Annotated in this window: 13 protein-coding genes and 2 pseudogenes; 5 read left to right on the top strand and 10 right to left on the bottom strand. The window is 70.0% G+C overall.

Annotated elements, in window-relative coordinates:
- Positions 1–124 precede the first annotated feature (124 nt).
- The 3 genes from modA to OG453_RS35305 are packed head-to-tail and all read left to right on the top strand — an operon-like array spanning position 125 to position 2,927.
- The gene (modA, locus tag OG453_RS35315) at positions 125–952 is read left to right on the top strand and encodes a molybdate ABC transporter substrate-binding protein (RefSeq protein ID WP_266873246.1); all 828 of its coding nucleotides are present in this window, start codon (positions 125–127) and stop codon (positions 950–952) included.
- Positions 949–1,818, top strand: a complete 870-nt coding sequence (gene modB / locus OG453_RS35310; RefSeq protein ID WP_266872626.1) for a molybdate ABC transporter permease subunit — start codon at positions 949–951, stop codon at positions 1,816–1,818. The genes modA and modB overlap by 4 nt, the downstream gene beginning before the upstream one ends.
- A complete protein-coding gene (locus OG453_RS35305) occupies positions 1,815–2,927 on the top strand; it encodes an ABC transporter ATP-binding protein (RefSeq protein ID WP_266872625.1) in 1,113 nt (370 codons plus the stop codon). Before modB ends, OG453_RS35305 begins: the two co-directional genes overlap by 4 nt.
- Here the strand turns inward: OG453_RS35305 and OG453_RS35300 are convergent.
- Both OG453_RS35300 and OG453_RS35295 read right to left on the bottom strand, forming a co-directional pair.
- A complete protein-coding gene (locus tag OG453_RS35300) occupies positions 2,915–5,734 on the bottom strand; it encodes a molybdopterin-dependent oxidoreductase (RefSeq protein ID WP_266872624.1) in 2,820 nt (939 codons plus the stop codon). The genes OG453_RS35305 and OG453_RS35300 overlap by 13 nt on opposite strands.
- Positions 5,731–6,555: a xanthine dehydrogenase family protein subunit M gene (locus tag OG453_RS35295; RefSeq protein ID WP_266872623.1), complete on the bottom strand. Its 825-nt coding sequence runs from the start codon at positions 6,553–6,555 to the stop codon at positions 5,731–5,733. Before OG453_RS35295 ends, OG453_RS35300 begins: the two co-directional genes overlap by 4 nt.
- Before the next feature lie 231 nt (positions 6,556–6,786).
- Between OG453_RS35295 and OG453_RS35290 the strand changes: the two genes are divergently transcribed.
- Entirely contained in the window at positions 6,787–8,304 is a 1,518-nt protein-coding gene (locus OG453_RS35290) for a PucR family transcriptional regulator (RefSeq protein ID WP_266872622.1), read from the top strand.
- Here the strand turns inward: OG453_RS35290 and OG453_RS35285 are convergent.
- The 8 genes and pseudogenes from OG453_RS35285 to OG453_RS35250 all read right to left on the bottom strand — a co-directional run bounded on the left by OG453_RS35285 (position 8,237) and on the right by OG453_RS35250 (position 15,387).
- Positions 8,237–9,157 carry an MBL fold metallo-hydrolase gene (locus OG453_RS35285; RefSeq protein ID WP_266872621.1) on the bottom strand — a complete coding sequence of 307 codons (921 nt, stop codon included), beginning with the start codon at positions 9,155–9,157 and terminating at the stop codon, positions 8,237–8,239. The genes OG453_RS35290 and OG453_RS35285 overlap by 68 nt on opposite strands.
- A 57-nt stretch (positions 9,158–9,214) precedes the next feature.
- Positions 9,215–10,375 (bottom strand): alkaline phosphatase PhoX, encoded by a 1,161-nt coding sequence (locus tag OG453_RS35280; RefSeq protein ID WP_266872620.1) that lies wholly within the window; start codon positions 10,373–10,375, stop codon positions 9,215–9,217.
- Between the two features lie 174 nt (positions 10,376–10,549).
- Positions 10,550–12,106, bottom strand: coding sequence for an amidase family protein (locus OG453_RS35275; RefSeq protein WP_266872619.1), 1,557 nt, complete (start codon positions 12,104–12,106; stop codon positions 10,550–10,552).
- 291 nt (positions 12,107–12,397) lie between these two features.
- Complete coding sequence (locus tag OG453_RS35270) at positions 12,398–13,195, bottom strand: VOC family protein (protein WP_266872618.1); 798 nt, start codon at positions 13,193–13,195, stop codon at positions 12,398–12,400.
- A gap of 74 nt (positions 13,196–13,269) precedes the next feature.
- Entirely contained in the window at positions 13,270–13,473 is a 204-nt protein-coding gene (locus tag OG453_RS35265; protein WP_266873284.1) for a hypothetical protein, read from the bottom strand.
- 11 nt (positions 13,474–13,484) lie between these two features.
- Positions 13,485–14,155, bottom strand: a pseudogene (locus OG453_RS35260) (short chain dehydrogenase); the annotation flags it as partial.
- 86 nt (positions 14,156–14,241) lie between these two features.
- Positions 14,242–14,361: pseudogene (locus OG453_RS35255) on the bottom strand (aminoglycoside phosphotransferase family protein); the annotation flags it as partial.
- Between the two features lie 39 nt (positions 14,362–14,400).
- Positions 14,401–15,387 (bottom strand): bile acid:sodium symporter family protein, encoded by a 987-nt coding sequence (locus tag OG453_RS35250; protein WP_266873245.1) that lies wholly within the window; start codon positions 15,385–15,387, stop codon positions 14,401–14,403.
- A gap of 331 nt (positions 15,388–15,718) precedes the next feature.
- On the opposite strand from OG453_RS35250, the gene OG453_RS35245 reads away from it, so the two are divergent.
- Positions 15,719–17,788, top strand: coding sequence for a glycoside hydrolase (locus tag OG453_RS35245; RefSeq protein ID WP_266872617.1), 2,070 nt, complete (start codon positions 15,719–15,721; stop codon positions 17,786–17,788).
- The last annotated feature ends 66 nt before the right edge of the window (positions 17,789–17,854 follow it).

The raw sequence follows: 17,854 nt of genomic DNA, 5'->3' as shown, positions 1-17,854 counted from the left end.
CTACCCCTCGCATATGCGGCAGTATGAGCCCCGCATGCACACCTACGCCTTTCCGGAGGCGTGGTCGTCGAAAGACCGCAGAAGAGTCCTCAGGACTGAGCAGGACTAAAGGGAGCAGACCGTGATGACCCGATCCGCGCGCCGGACCCGCCGTACCCGCCGTACTTTGCAGGTGGCCGGCGCGGGCGCCGCCGCGTTGCTGGCGCTGAGCGCCTGCTCCTCGTCCGACGACTCTTCGACCAAGTCGGACTCTTCCGATTCCTCGTCGAAGAAGCTCTCGGGAACGGTGACCGTCTTCGCCGCCGCCTCTCTCAAGGAGAGCTTCACGACCCTGGGCAAGGACTTCGAGAAGGCCCACCCCGGCACGAAGGTCACCTTCAACTTCGGCGGCAGCGACTCGCTCGCCGCGGGCATCACCGGGGGCGCTCCGGCCGATGTGTTCGCCGCCGCGAGCCCCAAGACGATGAAGATCGTGACGGACGAGAAGGACGCGGCCGGCGCCCCGTCCACCTTCGTCCGCAACCAGTTGGAGATCGCGACCCTGCCGGGCAACCCCGACAAGGTCGCCTCCCTGAAGGACCTCACCAAGTCCGGCCTCAAGGTCGTCCTGTGCGACAAGACGGTGCCGTGTGGTGCCGCCACGCAGAAGGCGCTGGATGCCGGCGACCTGAAGCTCACCCCGGTCTCGTACGAGCAGGACGTCAAGAGCGCCCTGACGAAGGTGGAGCTGAAGGAGGCCGACGCCGCGGTCGTCTACAAGACCGATGTGAAGGCCGCGGGCGGCAAGGTGGAGGGCGTGGACTTCCCCGAATCGGCCGATGCCATCAACGACTACCCGATCGCCCTGCTCAAGGACGCGCCCAACGCCGACGCGGCGAAGGCCTTCATCAAGCTCGTCCAGTCCGCCGAGGGCCAGAAGGTCCTCACGGCCGCCGGGTTCCTCAAGCCGTGACCCAGCTCGACAAGTCCGGCGCCGCGGCCCACCCCCTCCCCGGTGGGCCGCGGCGCAGGCGCGTCGGGGCGGACCGGCGTGGCCGGCGCTCCGGGGTGCCGCTGCCCCTGCTGCTCCCCGCCCTGGTGGGCCTTGCCTTCCTGCTCATTCCGCTGGTCGCCCTTCTCCTGCGGGCCCCGTGGAGCACCCTGCCGGAGCAGCTGACCAGTACAGAGGTCTGGCAGGCGCTGCAACTGTCGCTGTTCTGCGCCACCGCGGCCACCGCGGTGAGCCTGGTGTTCGGTGTGCCCTTGGCGTGGCTCCTTGCCCGTACGGAGTTCCGCGGGCGGGGGTTCGTACGCGCCCTGGTGACGTTGCCGCTCGTCCTGCCACCCGTGGTGGGTGGTGTGGCGCTGCTTATGGCACTCGGGCGCAACGGTGTCGTCGGGCAGTGGCTGGACTCGTGGTTCGGGATCACGCTGCCGTTCACCACGACGGGCGTCGTGATCGCGGAGGCGTTCGTGGCGATGCCGTTCCTCGTGATCAGCGTGGAGGGAACGCTGCGGGCCGCTGATCCACGGTTCGAGGAGGCCGCCATGACGCTGGGCGCGTCGCGCTTCACCGCGTTCCGCCGCGTCACCCTCCCCCTGATCGCGCCCGGGATCGCGGCGGGCTCCGTCCTCGCCTGGGCCCGTGCCCTCGGTGAGTTCGGGGCGACGATCACCTTCGCGGGCAACTTCCCCGGACGTACGCAGACCATGCCGCTGGCCGTCTACCTCGCCCTGCAGAGCGACCCGGCGGCGGCAATCGCGCTGAGCCTGGTACTGCTTGCCGTATCGATCGCGGTCCTCGCCGCGCTGCGGGACCGCTGGATGACTGCCTCATGACCGACATCGAGAACAGCGAGAACATCGAGAACACCGCGGCCGGCCTCGCCTCCGCCGTCGGTCACGGCGCGGGCCTCGATGCCCGGCTCGTCGTCGACCGGGGCTCGTTCCACCTCGACGTGGCGCTGGCCGCCGCGCCGGGTGACGTCGTGGCGCTGCTCGGGCCGAACGGCGCCGGCAAGACCACGGCCCTGCGCGCGCTGGCCGGACTCACGCCGCTCTCGAGTGGCGGCCATCTGCACCTGGACGGCGCTTCCTTGGACGGCACGCCGCCCGAGTTCCGTCCGGTCGGCGTCGTCTTCCAGGACTATCTGCTCTTCCCGCATCTGTCCGCCCTGGACAACGTGGCGTTCGGGCCGCGCTGCCACGGCGTGTCCAAGGCCGAAGCCCGCACCCAGGCCGCCGCGTGGCTGGACCGCATGGGTCTGGCCGAACACGCCGGAGCCAAACCCCGCCGCCTCTCCGGCGGTCAGTCCCAGCGCGTCGCCCTCGCCCGGGCGTTGGCCACCCACCCGCGACTTCTGCTCCTGGATGAGCCGCTCGCCGCGCTCGACGCCCGTACACGTCTTGAGGTACGCGCCCAACTCCGGCGGCACCTGGCCGACTTCGAGGCCGTCGCGATACTGGTCACCCACGATCCACTGGACGCCATGGTGCTCGCCGACCGCCTCGTCGTCATCGAGCACGGCCGCCTGGTCCAGGAGGGTGCGCCCTCCGACATCGCCCGGCACCCGCGCACCGACTACATCGCCCAGCTGGTCGGCCTCAACCTCTACCGGGGCGAGGCCGACGGGCATGCGGTCCGCCTCGACGCCGGTCCTGCCATCACGACCACGGAGGATCTGACAGGACCGGTGTTCGTCGCGTTCCCGCCGGTGGCCGTGACCCTGTTCCGTGACCGGCCCACCGGGTCCAGTGCGCGCAACCTCTGGAAGTGCGAGGTGGCCGGCCTGGAGACGCACGGCGACCAGATCCGCGTGGACCTCACCGGCGAACTGCCCCTTGCCGCCGATCTGACCACCGTCGCGGCCGCGGAGCTCGAGCTTCACCCGGGCGCGACGGTCTGGGCCACCGTCAAAGCGACGCAGACACATGCCTACCCGGCTTGAGCGGAGCCTCCGGATTCCGCGGGGTCGGCGGCCCGTCGCGCCGCCTCCTGGTCCATCGCCAGCCAGACACGGTCGCGGGTCACGGGCATCTCGGTGAAGCGGATGCCGGTGGCATCCCGCAGTGCGTTGGCGAAGGCGGGGGCCACCGGGTTGAAGGGGCTCTCGCTCATCGACTTGGCTCCCAGGGGGCCGATCGCGTCGGTGGTTTCCATGAAGTGGACCTCGGTGCGTGGCACGTCGGCGTACTGCGGGAGGCGGTAGCGCCGGAAGGCCGCCGTGGTCACCTCGCCCCGCTCGTCGAGTCGTACGGTCTCGAAGAGTGTGGCGCCCAGCGCTTGGGCGACTCCGCCCTCGATCTGGCCGCGGCACTGCAGCGGGTTCATGACCTTGCCCGCGTCGGCGGCGTGGACACTGCGCAGGATCTTCATCTCGCCCGTGTCCGGGTCGACGGCGATCCTGAACCACTGGGCGTTGAAGGCCACCGAACGCGGGGTGCCGCCCCAGTGGCCCTCCGCCGTGATCTCGTCCTGCGCCCCTCGGGCATGGGCCGCCTCGTGGAGCTCTTTCAGGGTGACGATCCGGCCGTCGCAGTCGAACCCCTCCGCGCCGAGCACGCACAAGTGCCGTGCCACGCCCACGTACCGGGCCGCGAAGGTCTTCAGGCGCCCGGCCAGCGATTCCGCGGCGAGCAGGACCGCCTTGCCGGCCACGACCGTACCGGCCGAGCCGAACGCACCGGTGTCGTGGCGGACGACGTCGGTGTCGGACTGGCGGATGGCGATCCGGTCCATGGTGGTGTTGAGGGCTCCCGCGGTGATCTGCTGGTGGACGGTGGTGGTGCCGTTGCCGAACTCGGCGGTGCCGACGGCGATGTCGTACGTCCCGTCGGCGAGGAGACTGACGGTCGCGTCGGCGTAGTGGCCGCCGGGCGGGCCGGTGGCGATCATCGCCATGGCCGTGCCCTGGCCGGTCAGCCATCCTTCCGGGACGTCGTCGGTGCTCCGGTCCTCCGCGATGGCCTTGCAGACGATTCCCAGGCACTGGGCGAGTCCGTACGAGGCGATGTGCAGGTCCTCCTCCTCGCCGATCGGACTGAGCATGTGGTCGCCGGGGCCGATGATGTTCTTCTCTCGGAAGGCGAGGGGGTCCATGTCAAGGCGGCGGGCCAGCTCGTCCATGGCGGATTCGACGGCGAAGGTGACCTGGCCCAGGCCGTAGCCGCGGAAGGCGCCCGCGGGAACGCCGTTGGTGTAGACGGAGTAGGCGTCGACCTTCTTGTGCGGGGCCCGGTAGACGGCGAAGGACTCGCCGACGCTGTGGAACATCACGGCCGGGCCGTGATTGCCGTACGCACCCGTGTTGGACACGACCCGCATCTGGATCGCGGTCAGCGTGCCGTCGGCACGGGCGCCCAGCTTGATGCCGATCGTGAACGGGTGGCGGGTCGTGGCACCGTAGAACTGCTCGGCGCGGGTGTACTCGAGCTTGACGGGGCGCCGCAGCTTGAGCGCCGCGAGGACGACGATGTCCTCCGTCAGCATCTCCTGCTTGCCGCCGAAGCCGCCGCCCACCCGGCCTGCGACGACGCGGACTTCGTCCTCCGGCAGGCCGTAGAGGGCGCACAGCGCGCGGCGGGTCAGGAACGGAGTCTGGGTGCTTGAGCGCACGGTGAGCCGCTCGCCCGTGGCATCTTCCTTCGGCTCGAAGTAGGCGACGCAGCCGTGTGTCTCCAGGCTGGCGTGCTGGACGCGCTGGGTGCGGAAGGTCTCCTGGTAGACGACCGCGGCTTCGGCGAACCCGTCGTCGACGGAGCCGATCTCGCCGTGCACCTCGCCGGCCACGTTGTTCTCGACGCGGGCGATCCGCACCTCCGGCCCCTTGCCCGCGTGGATGACGGGTGCACCCTCGCGCATGGCCTCCTCCGGGTCGGTGACGTAGGGCAGTTCCTCGTACGTCACCTCGATCCGTCGGCAGCCCTCCTCGGCCGCCTGCTCGCTGATCGCGACGACGGCCGCGACGCGCTGGCCGATGTGGCGGACGGTGTCGTCGAGGACGCGGGTGTCGTCGGGGTCCTCGGTGGGGTGCTCGTGCCGGGCGCTGGAGTACAGCGTGTCGGGGGCGTCTTCGTGGGTGAGGACGGCGTGGACACCGGGCACCCTCAGGGCTGCGGAGGTGTCGATGGCGAGGATGCGGGCGTGCGGGTGCGGGGAGCGCAGCAGCTTCATGTGCAGGAGCCCGGGGACCTCGACGTCGAAGGTGTACCGGGCGGTGCCCGTCACGACCTGGGGTCCTGCCGGGGCGCCGAGACTCTTGCCCACCGCCTTGCCGGCGCAGGGGCGTTCGGTGTGCCGCACGCCGCGGACGGCGTCCTCGATGGCGCGATATCCGGTGCAGCGGCAGATGTTGCCCTTGAAGGCCCGCGGGAGGTCGTCCAGTTTGCCGTCGTCGTGGGCACCGCCCTTCTCCTGTTCGAGGGCGGCCGTGGTCATCAGGAACCCCGCGGTGCAGAAGCCGCACTGGAAGCCCTGGGCATCCAGGAACTTCTGCTGTACGGGATGGAGTTCGCCGCCCTCCCCGACCAGGCCCTCCACCGTGGTGACCGACCGGCCCTCCACCCGCACCGCCGGATAGAGACAGCTGTGCACCGGCTCCCCGTCCACATGCACGGTGCACGCCCCGCAGTCGCCCGCGTCGCAGCCCTTCTTCACGCCGAACCAGCCGCGCTCGCGCAGATACGTGCGCAGGCACTGACCGGCACGGGGCTCGGAGTCGAAGGTCTTGTCGTTGACCTGGATGCTGAAGCTCATCGCACACCGTCCCGGGTGAGTTCGTGGCGTACCTGCTCGGCGAGGTGGAAGGCCATGTGCCGCCGCCACTCGGGCAGTCCGTGGATGTCGTCGAACCAGTCGGAGCCGCCAACGGCCGACGTGATCGCCCGGCGCAGCCGGGCCCGGTCCGGCGGCAGGGCGAACCAGAGCCGGAACGGCCGTCGGGTCGCGGCCGTGATGGTCACGGCGAGCGAACCGTCCAACGGATCCAGCGTCCCGATGACGAGGGCGCCGGAGCGCCCGAGGCCGTAGAGCGACGCCTGCCGGAAAGCGGTACGGCAACGCAGCGAGCGGGCGGGGATGGTCACCGAGCGCAGCAACTCGCCATCGGCCAGATCCTTATGGCCTGCTCCGATGACGAAGGAAGCGACCTTAACCCGCCGGATCGAACCGTCCTGAGCCTGGAGCAGACACTCGCCGTCGAGGGCCGCGGTGAGGGAGATCATCGGTCCTGCGGGCAGGGCGTTGCAGAGGTTTCCGCCGACGGTCGCCATGTTCCAGATCTTGAACGAGGCGAGGAAGGCCCGGCAGCACTGCTCGAAGAGAGGGGCGGCCGCCGCGTCGAGCGTCCGCCCGAACCGGGACAGCTGAGCGATGGTGCACGTGGCCGCGATCTCCAGCGATCCGTCGGGCAGCGTGCGGAGCGGCTCCCAGCCCATCCGGCTCAGATCCACCAGGCGCCGCAGGTGCGGCTGGGGTTCGGAGAAGAGGTACGTTCCGCCGCCGAGCCAGGCGTCGCCGGGACGCCAGGGCTCGTGACGACGCGCGTCACGCACGTCGAGAACCGTGTTCAGATCCATGTCTCCCCCGTCTTCGCCCTTTGCTTCCCACGTCAGTGAAGCCCGGCCACAGGCCGAAAACGACTGGTGCAGAGCACGGAAAATCTCCGGCCCGGCCGGTCATGTCCTGGTGAATCAACCAAGAGGCGCGCCACCGCCGATCCCTTGCATTTACGATGACTCAACTCGCATCCACCTTGTGGATGTGAGAAGCCGGGGCGACGACCCGGTGACCATTCAAGGAGTCAGCACATGCACGTCGGAGACCTCCTCCAGATCAAGGGGCTCGATCTCACCCTCATCTGGGGTGGCGAGAATCTGCTCGACCAGGCGATCAGCGGAGTGACAGCCACGGACCTGGAGGATCCCGCCCGCTTTCTCCAGCCCGGAGAGATCGTGCTCAGCGGCCTGGTGTGGTGGACCGAAGCGGACCGTCACGCCAGGACCGAGCGCTTCGTCTCCGCACTGGCGCAGTCCGGAGCCACAGCGCTCCTCGCCGGCGAGGAGACCCACGGCACCGTCCCCGCCGACATCGTCGACTCCTGCCGCGAACACGGCATCGCGCTCCTGGCCGTACCGGCGCACACCAACTTCCGGGCGATCACCGAAGCCGTGTACCGGCGCCAGTGGGGCGACCTCAGCCGCCGCCCCGCAGACCACTTCGCCCTGCCCGAGAACGTACGCAACGAGCTCGGCCGTCTCCTCGATCACCGCGCCGATGCCGGCGAACTGCTTGAGTGTGCGCTCGCGCCGTTCGGTACGCCGTCGTGTTACGTGCTCACCAGCAGCGGGCGCACCATCGCCCGCACCGCGTCAGCCCCCGAACTCCCGGCCACGCAGGCCGCGCAGAACCTGCGCGGCCTCACCGGTGAGACGCTGCGCGTCCAGGCGGAGACCACGCCGTACGACGCCTGGTATCTCCATCTGCCACAGGCAGGCGGAGCACCGCCCCGAGCCCTGCACGAGACAGCCGAGGCCATCGGCCAGTACCGCCACCATCACGATCGCAGGCATGCGGCCCGGCGCCGGACCGGGCAAGAGCTGATCGCCCTCGTCGACAGGGGTGGCGCCGACACGGGATCTCTGACCAACGCCCTTGCGTCCTGCGGGCCGCTCACGGAGGGCCCCTGGCAGGTCGTGGTCACGGCCGCCGGTGGGCAGCTCGCGGACAGCGCCGCCGAGGAAGCGCTCACGGAGGCGCTTCAGCACCTCCCCTCCGCCGTCTTCGCGGTCGGCACGACCCTGGACGCGGAAGCCGTCGCCGTCGTACGAAGCGGCGGCTGGGGCACCGCCGGGCTCCGCGAGCCCTGGTCCCTGCTGCACGACTGCCGCCCCGAGACCCCGCTGCACACCGGCGTGAGCGCGCCCACCACCGAGCCCACCGGACTTCGTACCGCCCTCGCTCAAGCCCGCTACGCCCTCGCGGCGGCACGACACGGTTCCCCGATGCCCGGCCATGTGACCGCGGTCGAGGAACTCTCTTCCCTGGATTCACTCCTGGCCGGCATCCCCGCCGACGTACGCACCATCTTCAGCGCCGCGACACTCGGCCCCCTGGCCGACCGCGAACCGGCCTCGCACAGCAGGCTTCTGGAGACCCTGGAAGTCTTCCTCGCCCACAACTGCTCCTGGGCCCGCACTGCCGAAGCCCTCCACCTTCACGTCAACACCGTCCACTACCGCATCGAACGGATCCAGGACCTCACCGGACGGGATCTCTCCCGCTTGGACCACAAACTCGACCTGCGCGCCGCGCTCTTGTGCCGCTGAGATGGATGAAGGGCTCCGTCAGATGCGGCGTCGCCAGGTGCAGCGTGGTGGGGGTTTCGTGGCCGAGCATGCGCTGCCTCGAGCGGCTTGCCGCCTCGGGGTCGGTCTCGTGCGAGTAGGCGAGCTCGGGGTGGAGCAGTTGGAGCGCGTGCACCAGGAGGTCGCCGGTGACGAGCGCCAGCTCGCGCCCGTCGGCGACCAGCACGCTCTGGTGACCGGGCGTGTGACCGGGCGTGGCGACCGCGCGCCCGGCGCGCAGGGGCGTGTCCCCGTCGAGGAGCCGGAGCCGACCGGCCGCCTCGAGCGGGTCGGTGAGGGTCTCGCGAAGCTGCGGGTTGAGCGCGTCGAGGGCGTCGAACTCGGCCCGCTGGAGCAGGTATTCGGCGTTCGGGAAGTAAGGGCGGCGGCCGCTGGTCGCACTGCTGGGGGAAGCGGCGCCGCCCACTGAGGGGACGGCCGCCTCGGTCACGACCGCCCACCCGACGTGGTCGGTGTGCAGATGCGTGAGCACCACGGTGTCGACCTCGGCCGGGTCGATGCCCGCGGCGGCGAGCGACTCGGGGAGCGCACCGGGCACGGGCGCCCACGAGGCTGCCGGGCCGTCCGCCGGACCAATTCCGGCGTCCACGACGGTGAGGCCCTTGTCGCCGCGGATCGCGTACGCGCGGAACTGGAGCCGCCAGCCGCCCTCGGCGTCGACCGCGCCCGGGTCGTAGCGGTCGGCCTCGGCCCACTGGGCGGCCGTGGCCTCGGGAAAGGCCTCGGCGCGCGGGGAGAAGAACGGGCCCTCGCCGTCGGCGAGGGCGATGATCTCGGTCGAGCCGATCCGGAGGCGGGGAGCGCTGAGGGACATGGCCGCGATCCTGTCATGCCTCGCACGGGGCATGCGCGGCTGGTGACAGTGGGCCGGTCAGCCGCGGAAGGGGCCCGTGACTTCGTAGGTGATGCCGCCGGACGAGCTGCCGCTCGTACCGCGCTGGCTGGAGAAGTAGAACCGTTTGCCGTCCGGCGAGAAGGCCGGGCCACAGATCTCCGAGGAGGACTGGCCGGTGATCCGCAGGAACGTCGCGACCACGTCGTCCGGCGTGATGATGCAGATCTCCATGTTGCCGCCGTCCTCCGCTATGAACAGATCGCCGGAGGACGAGCCGGTGACGTTGTCGACGCCGGTCAGCGGGGCTCCGCCACCGACGACCAGGGAGTCGTCGTAGGCCAGCTCATAGGTACCGGCGGCCAGGTTGAGCTGCCAGACGCGGCCATCGCCCTTGGTGGTGAACCAGACGGTGTCATTGGCGTAGTGGCAGCCCTCACCGCCGTTGAACAGCTTGGCGCCGGAGACCTGGTCGCGGGTCGGGGTGGGCGAGCCGTCCGGGTCGGGCACGGTCGCCCAGGTGAAGCTGCCGGAGGTGGCCGTTCCGGCCTTGAGGACCTGGAGCGTGCCCGCCGAGAGGTTGCCCCACGTGGACGGAACGAACCGGTAGAAGCAGCCGTCCGACGCGTCCTCGGTCAGGTAGATCACCTTGCGGACCGGGTCGGCGGCGGCCGCCTCGTGGTTGAAGCGGCCCATGGCATCGCGGCGTATGGCGGCGTTCACGCCCCACGGGTCGGTCTCGTAGACGTAGCCGTTGCTGACCTCCTCGCAGGAGAGCCAGGTGTTCCAGGGGGTCGCCCCGCCGGCGCAGTTGCGGTTCGTGTTGGACAGGATCCGGTACGAGCCGGTGATGGAGCCCGTCGAGTTGAACTTGATCGCGCCCGCGCCGCCGGTGGAGGAGATCTCCGAGTTGGAGACGTAGATCCAGCCCGTGCCGTCGGCGAAACAGGCGCCGCCGTCGGGGGCGTTGTGCCAGGTGTAGGCGGTGGAGCCGACCTTCTGGCCGGACCGGGCGATCACCCGGCTGGTGAAGCCGCTGGGCAGCTGGATGCCGTTGGAGTCTGCCGTGCCGAGCGCTCCGTAGGGGCCCGGGCCCTTCTGGGCCGGCGCCGCGTAGGCCGCGCCCTGCATGAGGGTGTAGCCGAATGCCGCCGCTGTGCTGCCGACGACCGCTCCACGCAGGAAACTACGACGTTCCACTTGATCACTCCAGGGGATCGTGACCGTCCCTGCCGCACCGGTCGGGCGGCAGGGTCGCGGGGGGTGCGCTTCCGGAACGTACGAGTCCCGGATTGACGGTGCATCAACGACCGATGAAGCGGAAGCGACTGCTGCCGACCTGTTGCGCGCGGCCGATGATCTCGGCCGCGCCGTTCACCGTGCCGCGTCGGCCCCGGTCGTCGGCAGATAGCGCGGCGCGCGCCAAGCCTTCAGCCGCTGCTCCACCGCGGCCCCCAGAGACAGGAGCTCGGCGTCCTGGTGGTCACCGGCCATCAGGAGCAGGCCGACCGGCAGTTCGCCCACGGACCCGGCGGGCACCGAGAGGGACGGATATCCGGCGACGGCCGCCGGCGTGGACGAAGGGATGACGTCGTTGTCGCCGCGCGCGCAGTCGGTCGTCCAGGCGGGCGGGTTCGTGGGCGCCGCGATGGCGTCCAGGCGATGGGTGGCCATGGTCTCGTCGAGGGAGAGCCGGGAGAGGTCCTTCAACTCGGCGCGCATGGCACGGTACTTGGGGTCGGTGGTGGGCGGCGCGGCGAGTGCCTGCTCGAACAGCTCCTGACCGGCGAAGCAGGTCTGTTCCTCGGGGTGGGCACGGTTGAACTCGATCAGCTCGGCGAGGTTCTGGGGGCCCTTGCGCGTACCGAGGTAGGCGTCGATGTCCCGGTAGAACTCGCTGAGCAGCGCGGGGAATTCGAGTTCGGCGAGCCGCGCCTGGTACGGGGGCGTCACCTCGACGACGATCGCTCCGGCCTTGCGCAGCTTCTTCGCCGTACGGGTCATCACGGCGTCCACGTCGTCTCCGAGCGAGGGCAGGCGCCACAGCCCGATCCGCTTGCCGCGCAGGCCGGTGCGGGCGGCTTCACCGTACGAGTCCTTGCCCTCGCTCGAGCCCTTGCCCTCGCTCAGCACGGACAGCGTGAGCGCGGTGTCGACCACATTGCGCGCCATGGGCCCGGCCGTGTCCTGCTCGGCCGAGATCGGGACGAGGCCCGACTGGCTGACCAGGCCGAGGCTGGGCTTGTGGCCGACGACGCCGTTCATCCCTGCCGGGCACACGATGGAGCCGTCCGTCTCGGTGCCGATGGCGACCTGCGACAACGACGCGGCGAGCGCGGCGGCGGAGCCGGACGACGATCCGCACGGGTTCCGGTCGAGGACGTACGGACTATTGGTCTGCCCGCCCACCGCCGACCACCCCGAAGTCGGCTTGGCCGCACGGAAGTTGGCCCACTCGGACAGATTGGTCTTGCCGAGGATCACCGCCCCCGCCTTCCGCAGCCGGGTCACCAGCGCGGCATCGGTGCCGGGCGGGCTCCCGGCGAGTGCGAGCGATCCGGCGGTCGTCGGCAAGTCACGCGTGTCCACATTGTCCTTGACCAGCACGGGGATACCGTCCAGCGGCCCCAGGGTCTTGCCGCGCCGGTGCCTGGCGTCACTGGCGGCGGCCTGGCGCAGCGCCGTCGGGCTGGTGCGCAGCACCGAGTGAATCTTGGGATCGACGTCCTCGATCCGCCGCAGGTAGGCCTGGGTAAGCGCCTCCGAGGTCAGCGAACCGTCCGCCATGCGCGCCTGTAACTCCGGAATCGTCACGGTGTCCAGATCGACGCCGCGGTCCTCGGCAGCTTGCGCACCGGTGTTCGGTACGCCCGTCAGAAGCGACCCCGCGACGAGGGCAGCGGTCATTGCGGCCATGCTCTTCTTCCTCATGCGGCTCAGCGGACTACACGGGCCGCATTCGGCGCAAGAGTGCGGGGCTTCCACAGATCGCGGCACCCGCCGGGCCGGGCCGCTCAGGTAACACCTCCGCCCCCGAGCGACAACCGTGCCCAGGGTGCCGAGAATTGCCCTGATTGATCTCTACTGACGTCCGGGGTGAGCATCGCCGACTCCCGCACCCGCCACCACGTCTGCATCCGCACCCACGGCACCGGCCTCCCGGAGGTCGCCGACTGGACCTGGACCGGTTGATGCCCCAGCCGCCGCTCGGCGGACCGTGGCTCAGCTCTGGGCCGGGGTGAGCACCACGAAGTCCGCGTTCGACGGGTCGAGGCAGACGGCCAGGCGGCCGACGCCCTCCGCGTCCGCCGGTCCCATCTGCACGCTCCCTCCGTTCTCGGTGACCTTCGCGACCGCGGCGTCACAGTCGGCGACAGCGAAGACCGGGTGCCAGTACGGCCGCCCGCCCGCCAGCGCGAGGTCCTCTGTATGGAGCTGCATGAGGCCGCCCTGCATCCGCTCAGCGGGTAGCCCGGCGGGGGTGATGAGGGTGTACGTGCCACCGCCGCCCGGCAGCTCCATGTCACTGAACTGCCAGCCGAACACTCCGCCGTAGAACTCCTGGGAGGCCGCGGCATCGCTCGTGTACAGCTCGGTCCAGGACAGCGAGCCCGGATCGTCCGCCAGCTCGAAGCCCGAGTTCTTCCCCGGCTGCCAGACGGCGAACTGGCCTCCCAGCGGGTCGCTGTACTGCGCCATCCGGCCCCAGTCGTCGAGGTCCCGCGGCGCCACCCGCACCGTGCCGCCGGCGCGCTCCACGGCCTGAGTCGTGGCGTCCGCGTCGGTGACGGTGTAGTAGATCATCCAGGCCGAGCGTGCGCCCTCCTCGCTGAGCTTGCCGAGCCCGGCGACGGTCTTGCCGTCCTTCTGGAACATCCCGCCGTCCATGTCCTCCGACTCGCCCATGGACTCGTACTCCCAGCCGAGCACCGCGCCGTAGAAGGCCGCGGCGGCCCGGACGTCCGGGGCACCGAGGTCGAGCCAACAGGGGGAGCCGGGAGCGAGGTCAGTGGTGATCACGGCGATTCCCTTCGCAGACACTGTGTGGCACCAGCCTGGCACTCGGCACTGACAGTCGCGCGTCGACCGCCCGGTCATGCGCCTGTAGGGGGCGTGACGACGGGGGCCAGGGGCTGCGTGGCCGACCAACGTTTCAGGTGATGGTCGGTGCCGTGCCGCACGCGGAACTCCTGCCCGTACCAGGAGCCGTGGCTGCGCACGTCGTCGTCCGCCGCACGGACCAGGTCGGCGGTGGCCTCGGCAAGACGCTCGCCGCCGAAGACGGTGTACCAGTGCACTTGGGGGAACAGACCTTGGTGAGGTACTCCGAGGCGGTCCAGATCCGCCGGGCCTCCTCTGCGCTGCGCAGCCGGTAGCAGAGCTTCTGCTCTCCGGGAGGGCCCGCCCATGTGCCCGAGTCCCCGCGGCCCGTAGAACCCGCCGCGCCTGGCGTCGGGAGAGGTGACGGCGAGGAGGGCGGGAAACTGCGCGCTCTCGACCGTCCCGACGATGATGCCGCGGGCGGAGAGGGCCGAGCAGACTCGTCGGGGCGACTCCCGGATGGGAACGGTTGCTCGTGATGCCCCAGCCTTGGGCCTGGCTGCGCCGGTCGAGTTCGAGGCCGAAGAACCCGAACGCGATCTTCGACTGGCTGTACGCCTTCATGCCGTCGTACGAGCGTTCCCAGTTCAGGTCGTCCCAGTTGATGGCTCCTTGGTTCACCGCGATGCCGGCCTGGGCGGTCACCCACGCGCGGCCGGCGCGCAGCAGCGGCAGCAGATGGGCCACCAGGGCGAAGTGGCCGAGATGGTTCGTGCCGAATGGCAGCTCGAAACTGTCGGCGGTCGTCTGCCGGTCGGGCGGAGTCATGACGCCGGCGTTGTTGATGAGCTCGCGGAGCGACACGTTCGCGTCGGGGTCCGTCCGATGGATCGTGCCGATCGCGGCCTCGCCGTTGCGCGGGTTGCGTACGGGCAGGAGAGCCACGTCCCGTCGAACGGATCACGCCAGTGCAGAAGAAGCGGGCGATGGGCAGCGTCCAGACAGATGACCCGGGCGGCGGGCCACATCCTGGATCTCAGTGCATCGACCTCGCAGCCCGGCGCGGACGGGTCGCAGCCGTGCTCGACCAGCCGGCGAACCCCCAGCAGGCTTCGCACCGACCACCCCGCGCGGATCATGTCGAGGGGCCCACCTCGGACCAGTCGATGATCCGATCGCCGGGGTCACAACTTCTCCCGGCCGATTGCAGACCGCCTCCGTGGCCACCGTGGGCCCACCCGCTTGCTCGGCGTCCGGCTCTCGGAGGTGGACGCCGAAGGTGCTCCCTCGCTGACGGCGACAGCCTCGGCCGGGGCGATGCGGCGCAGCAGGAAGCCGGCGGTCAGGGCCATGACGAACATCACCACCGCGTACACCGCCGAGGGGATGGCCATCGGGGTGCTGTCCAACAGCGAGGGGCTGAGGGCGATTGCCATCGACAGCGTGGTGTTGTGCATGCCGATCTCGAAGCAGGTGGCGACGGACTGCCGATGGTCGCCGCGGGCCAGCCGGGTCGCGCCGTAGCCGATGGTCAGGGAGATCGCGCCGAAAAGGAAGACGACAAGGCCGACGTCGGCGAGATAGCCGAGCACGTTCTCACGCTCGGCGGCAAGCGCGGCGATGATGATGCCGACGAGTACGGCAACCGCCGTCACCTTGACCATCCGCGTGGAGCGCTCCGCGAAGTCCGGACGGCGGTGTCGGACCAGCATCCCCGCCGCGACCGGCACCAGCACGACGAGGAAGACCTGCAGTGTCTTGTCGAAGCGCAGTCCCAGCGCCTCGTCCGTGCCGGTCATGAAGTGGTCGAGGGAGAGATTCACGACGATCGGCAGCGTGACGACGGCGATGACCGAATTGATGGCGGTCAGCGTGACGTTGAGGGCGACATCGCCGCCGAAGAGATGGCTGAAGATATTGGCCATCGTGCCGCCGGGAGAGGCCGCGAGCAGCATCATGCCGACGGCCGGCGCGGGACTCAGGTCGAAGGCCAGCACCAGGCCCAGACAGGCGGCGGGCAGCAGCACCAGCTGGCAGACGAGCGCGACGGCCACAGGCCGCGGATACGCCGCGATCCTGCGGAAGTCGGCCACAGACAGGCCGAGTCCGAGACCGAACATGATCGCGGCGAGGACGGCAGGCAGCAGATAGGTGGTCAGCGGCGAGTCCACGCCAACAGACTCCGCGAGGCTGCTCGAAAAGTCCACGACCCTACAGAACAGCTCCCGCCTCCACCGCTCCCGGTTCGCCGGTGACCAGGTCCAGCAGCGTGACCCGGCGCCGGCCCGGGGAGTTGGCCACGTGGACCGCGGTCTCCGTCTGGCCGAAGCCGTACCGGATCAATACACCCCAGGACGGTTCACAGGATTTGAACCTGCGACCCCTTGCCCCCCAGTCATGTGCACGATCCTGGTTCGGAGTTCTGAAGACCCATTGGCGCCCGTACGACGTCGTCTGCTGAAGTGCGGGGCCGCTCTTAAGAACTTCTTACGCTCACCCCCGATGCTCTCCCCCGTGAATTACGTGAAGAGCAACAGCAGTCAGACACAGCAGCCCCGGCACGGTGACGTCGCGGGCGCGCGGCGTCGGCGACGCATCCGTACGTACGGCATCGCTGCGGCCGTCGTGCTGACCGCCACCACGGCGTCGGCCGGCTACCTGGCCATGGCCGAGCCGCCGTCAGACGGCGGTACGCCGGGCGAACGGCCACAAGTGCACGGCAGCACGGTCGACTTCACCGTGCATGGCGGCACCGCGCGCGTGGACACCGGGTCGCTGCGCGTCACGGGGCACACCGACGACGGGGCCTCACTCCCGGTGTCCGGCGCGGCGGTGCAGCAGCTCGGCAAGCCCGGCCCGGTGACCGTGGACGGCGACACTGCCCGCTGGACGTACCCCGACAAGAAGCTCACCGTCACGGCGGAGAGCGATCACGGTCGGCTGCGCATGACGGTGCGCTCCGGTGCCGACCAGAACCTGTCCTGGCCCAGTACCGCGCCCGGCGCTCACGGGGCTCTTCAGATCCCGCGCGGCGAGGGCCTGCGCGTCCCGGTGAACGACGCCTTCTGGAACTCTGGCGAGGCCGGGCTCAAGGACACGGAGGCCGAACTCTCGGGCGGCCTCACCCTTCCGGCCTGGGGCTACACCCAGGGCAAGCACGGCGTCAGCTATATCGTGCCGGAGGAGGTCGGCACTTCGCTGGGCTTCGCCTCGAAGGGCGGCCGGCTCGGCTCCACGGCGCAGCACGAGTTCTCGCGGCGCGAGCAGACCCGCGACTACACGGTGCACTTCTCCCTCACCGGCTCCTCCCCGGCCTCCTCCGCCACCAACTACCGTGCTTACCTCGAAGAAGGCGGCAAGTGGCGCTCCTTGAAGCAGAAGATCCGGGAGAACCCCGAGGTCGAGCGGCTGCTCGGGGCTGTGCACGCCTATGCCTGGGGCGATGCCCGTACCGCGAAGGGCGTGAACGAGCTGCGCAAGCTCGGCGTCTCCCGCCTCTGGCTCGGTTACGACGCCGACGACCAGCCGATGGACAAGCAAGCCGTGCGGGCCGCGAAACGACACGGCTACCTGGTCGGCCCGTACGACTCCTACGCCAACGGCCAGCCCTCCGAGAGCGCCGACAACCCCTCCTCGAAGTGGCCCGGCTCGGTCTACCCGGACTTCTGCATACGGAACGGGAAGGGGGAGATCAAGGAAGGCTTCCGCGGCCGGGGCTGCTACGTCAGCACCCAGGCGTTCAAGCAGGCCGAGCCCGGCAAGCACTACCTGGCCGACCGGGCGAAGAAGATGACGGCCAATGGCGCCGACAGCTACTTCCTGGACGTCGACGCGGCAGGCGAGCTGTTCACCGACAGCAGCAACGGCCACCGCATGAACAAGAAGCAGGACCGCGCCAACCGCCTGGAGCGCATGCGGAAGCTCGCATCCGACGACAAGTTCGTCCTCGGCTCCGAGTCCGCCGGTGCCTGGGCCGCCCCCGTGCTCTCCTTCAACCACGGTGGGCAGACGCCGGTCGCGGACGGCTTGTGGAAACTGGAGAGGGACAAGGAAAAGTGGGGCGGCTACGCGCCGCAGGGCGAGCCGGCGACATTCTTCAAACAGGTCAAGCTGCCGCCCGAGCTGGCGAAAGCGATGTACGACCCGCGCTACCGCGTCCCCCTGTACGAAACCGCGCTGCACGGCTCCGTCATCAACACCGACCGCTGGGAAATGCCGTACAACAAGCTCCCGGACCAGAAGACCGACCGGGCATTGATGTCCGCCCTCTACAACACCCCGCTCAACTTCACGCTCGGGGACAAGAGCCTGATGTCCACGGGCAAGGAGATGGCGGCGCTCCAGCGCCATTTCGCACCCCTGCACAAGGCCGCCGGAACCGAGCGGATGACCGGCTATCAGCGGCTCACCGGTGACGGGACGGTGCAGCGCTCGGAGTTCGGCGACGGGAAGCTGACTGTGACCGCCAACTTCGGGAAGAGGAAGTACGGTTCACTGCCCGGCGGTTGTGTGGATGCCAAGCTCGAGAACGAGGCGAAGTCCCATCGCCTCTGCCCCGCAAAACTGCCCTGAGCGTTCCCCGAGCGAGGTCACTGGTCGTGCGCGCTGTACCAGTCGCGGCCCGATGCGACGATCCGG

Origin of the sequence: Streptomyces sp. NBC_01381 (genome assembly GCF_026340305.1) — a bacterium.
GTDB lineage: Bacteria > Actinomycetota > Actinomycetes > Streptomycetales > Streptomycetaceae > Streptomyces.
Note: the sequence above shows the minus strand (reverse complement) of the source record. Positions and strands in the feature narration are given on the sequence as shown.

Bases quoted from the DNA above. Each gene is read 5' to 3' on its own strand.
- modA (WP_266873246.1), top strand. From the start codon at position 125: ATGACCCGATCCGCGCGCCGGACCCGCCGTACCCGCCGTACTTTGCAG.
- OG453_RS35305 (WP_266872625.1), top strand. From the start codon at position 1,815: ATGACCGACATCGAGAACAGCGAGAACATCGAGAACACCGCGGCCGGC.
- OG453_RS35300 (WP_266872624.1), bottom strand. From the start codon at position 5,734: ATGAGCTTCAGCATCCAGGTCAACGACAAGACCTTCGACTCCGAGCCC.
- OG453_RS35295 (WP_266872623.1), bottom strand. From the start codon at position 6,555: ATGGATCTGAACACGGTTCTCGACGTGCGTGACGCGCGTCGTCACGAG.
- OG453_RS35290 (WP_266872622.1), top strand. From the start codon at position 6,787: ATGCACGTCGGAGACCTCCTCCAGATCAAGGGGCTCGATCTCACCCTC.
- OG453_RS35285 (WP_266872621.1), bottom strand. From the start codon at position 9,157: ATGTCCCTCAGCGCTCCCCGCCTCCGGATCGGCTCGACCGAGATCATC.
- OG453_RS35275 (WP_266872619.1), bottom strand. From the start codon at position 12,106: ATGAGGAAGAAGAGCATGGCCGCAATGACCGCTGCCCTCGTCGCGGGG.
- OG453_RS35245 (WP_266872617.1), top strand. From the start codon at position 15,719: ATGCTCTCCCCCGTGAATTACGTGAAGAGCAACAGCAGTCAGACACAG.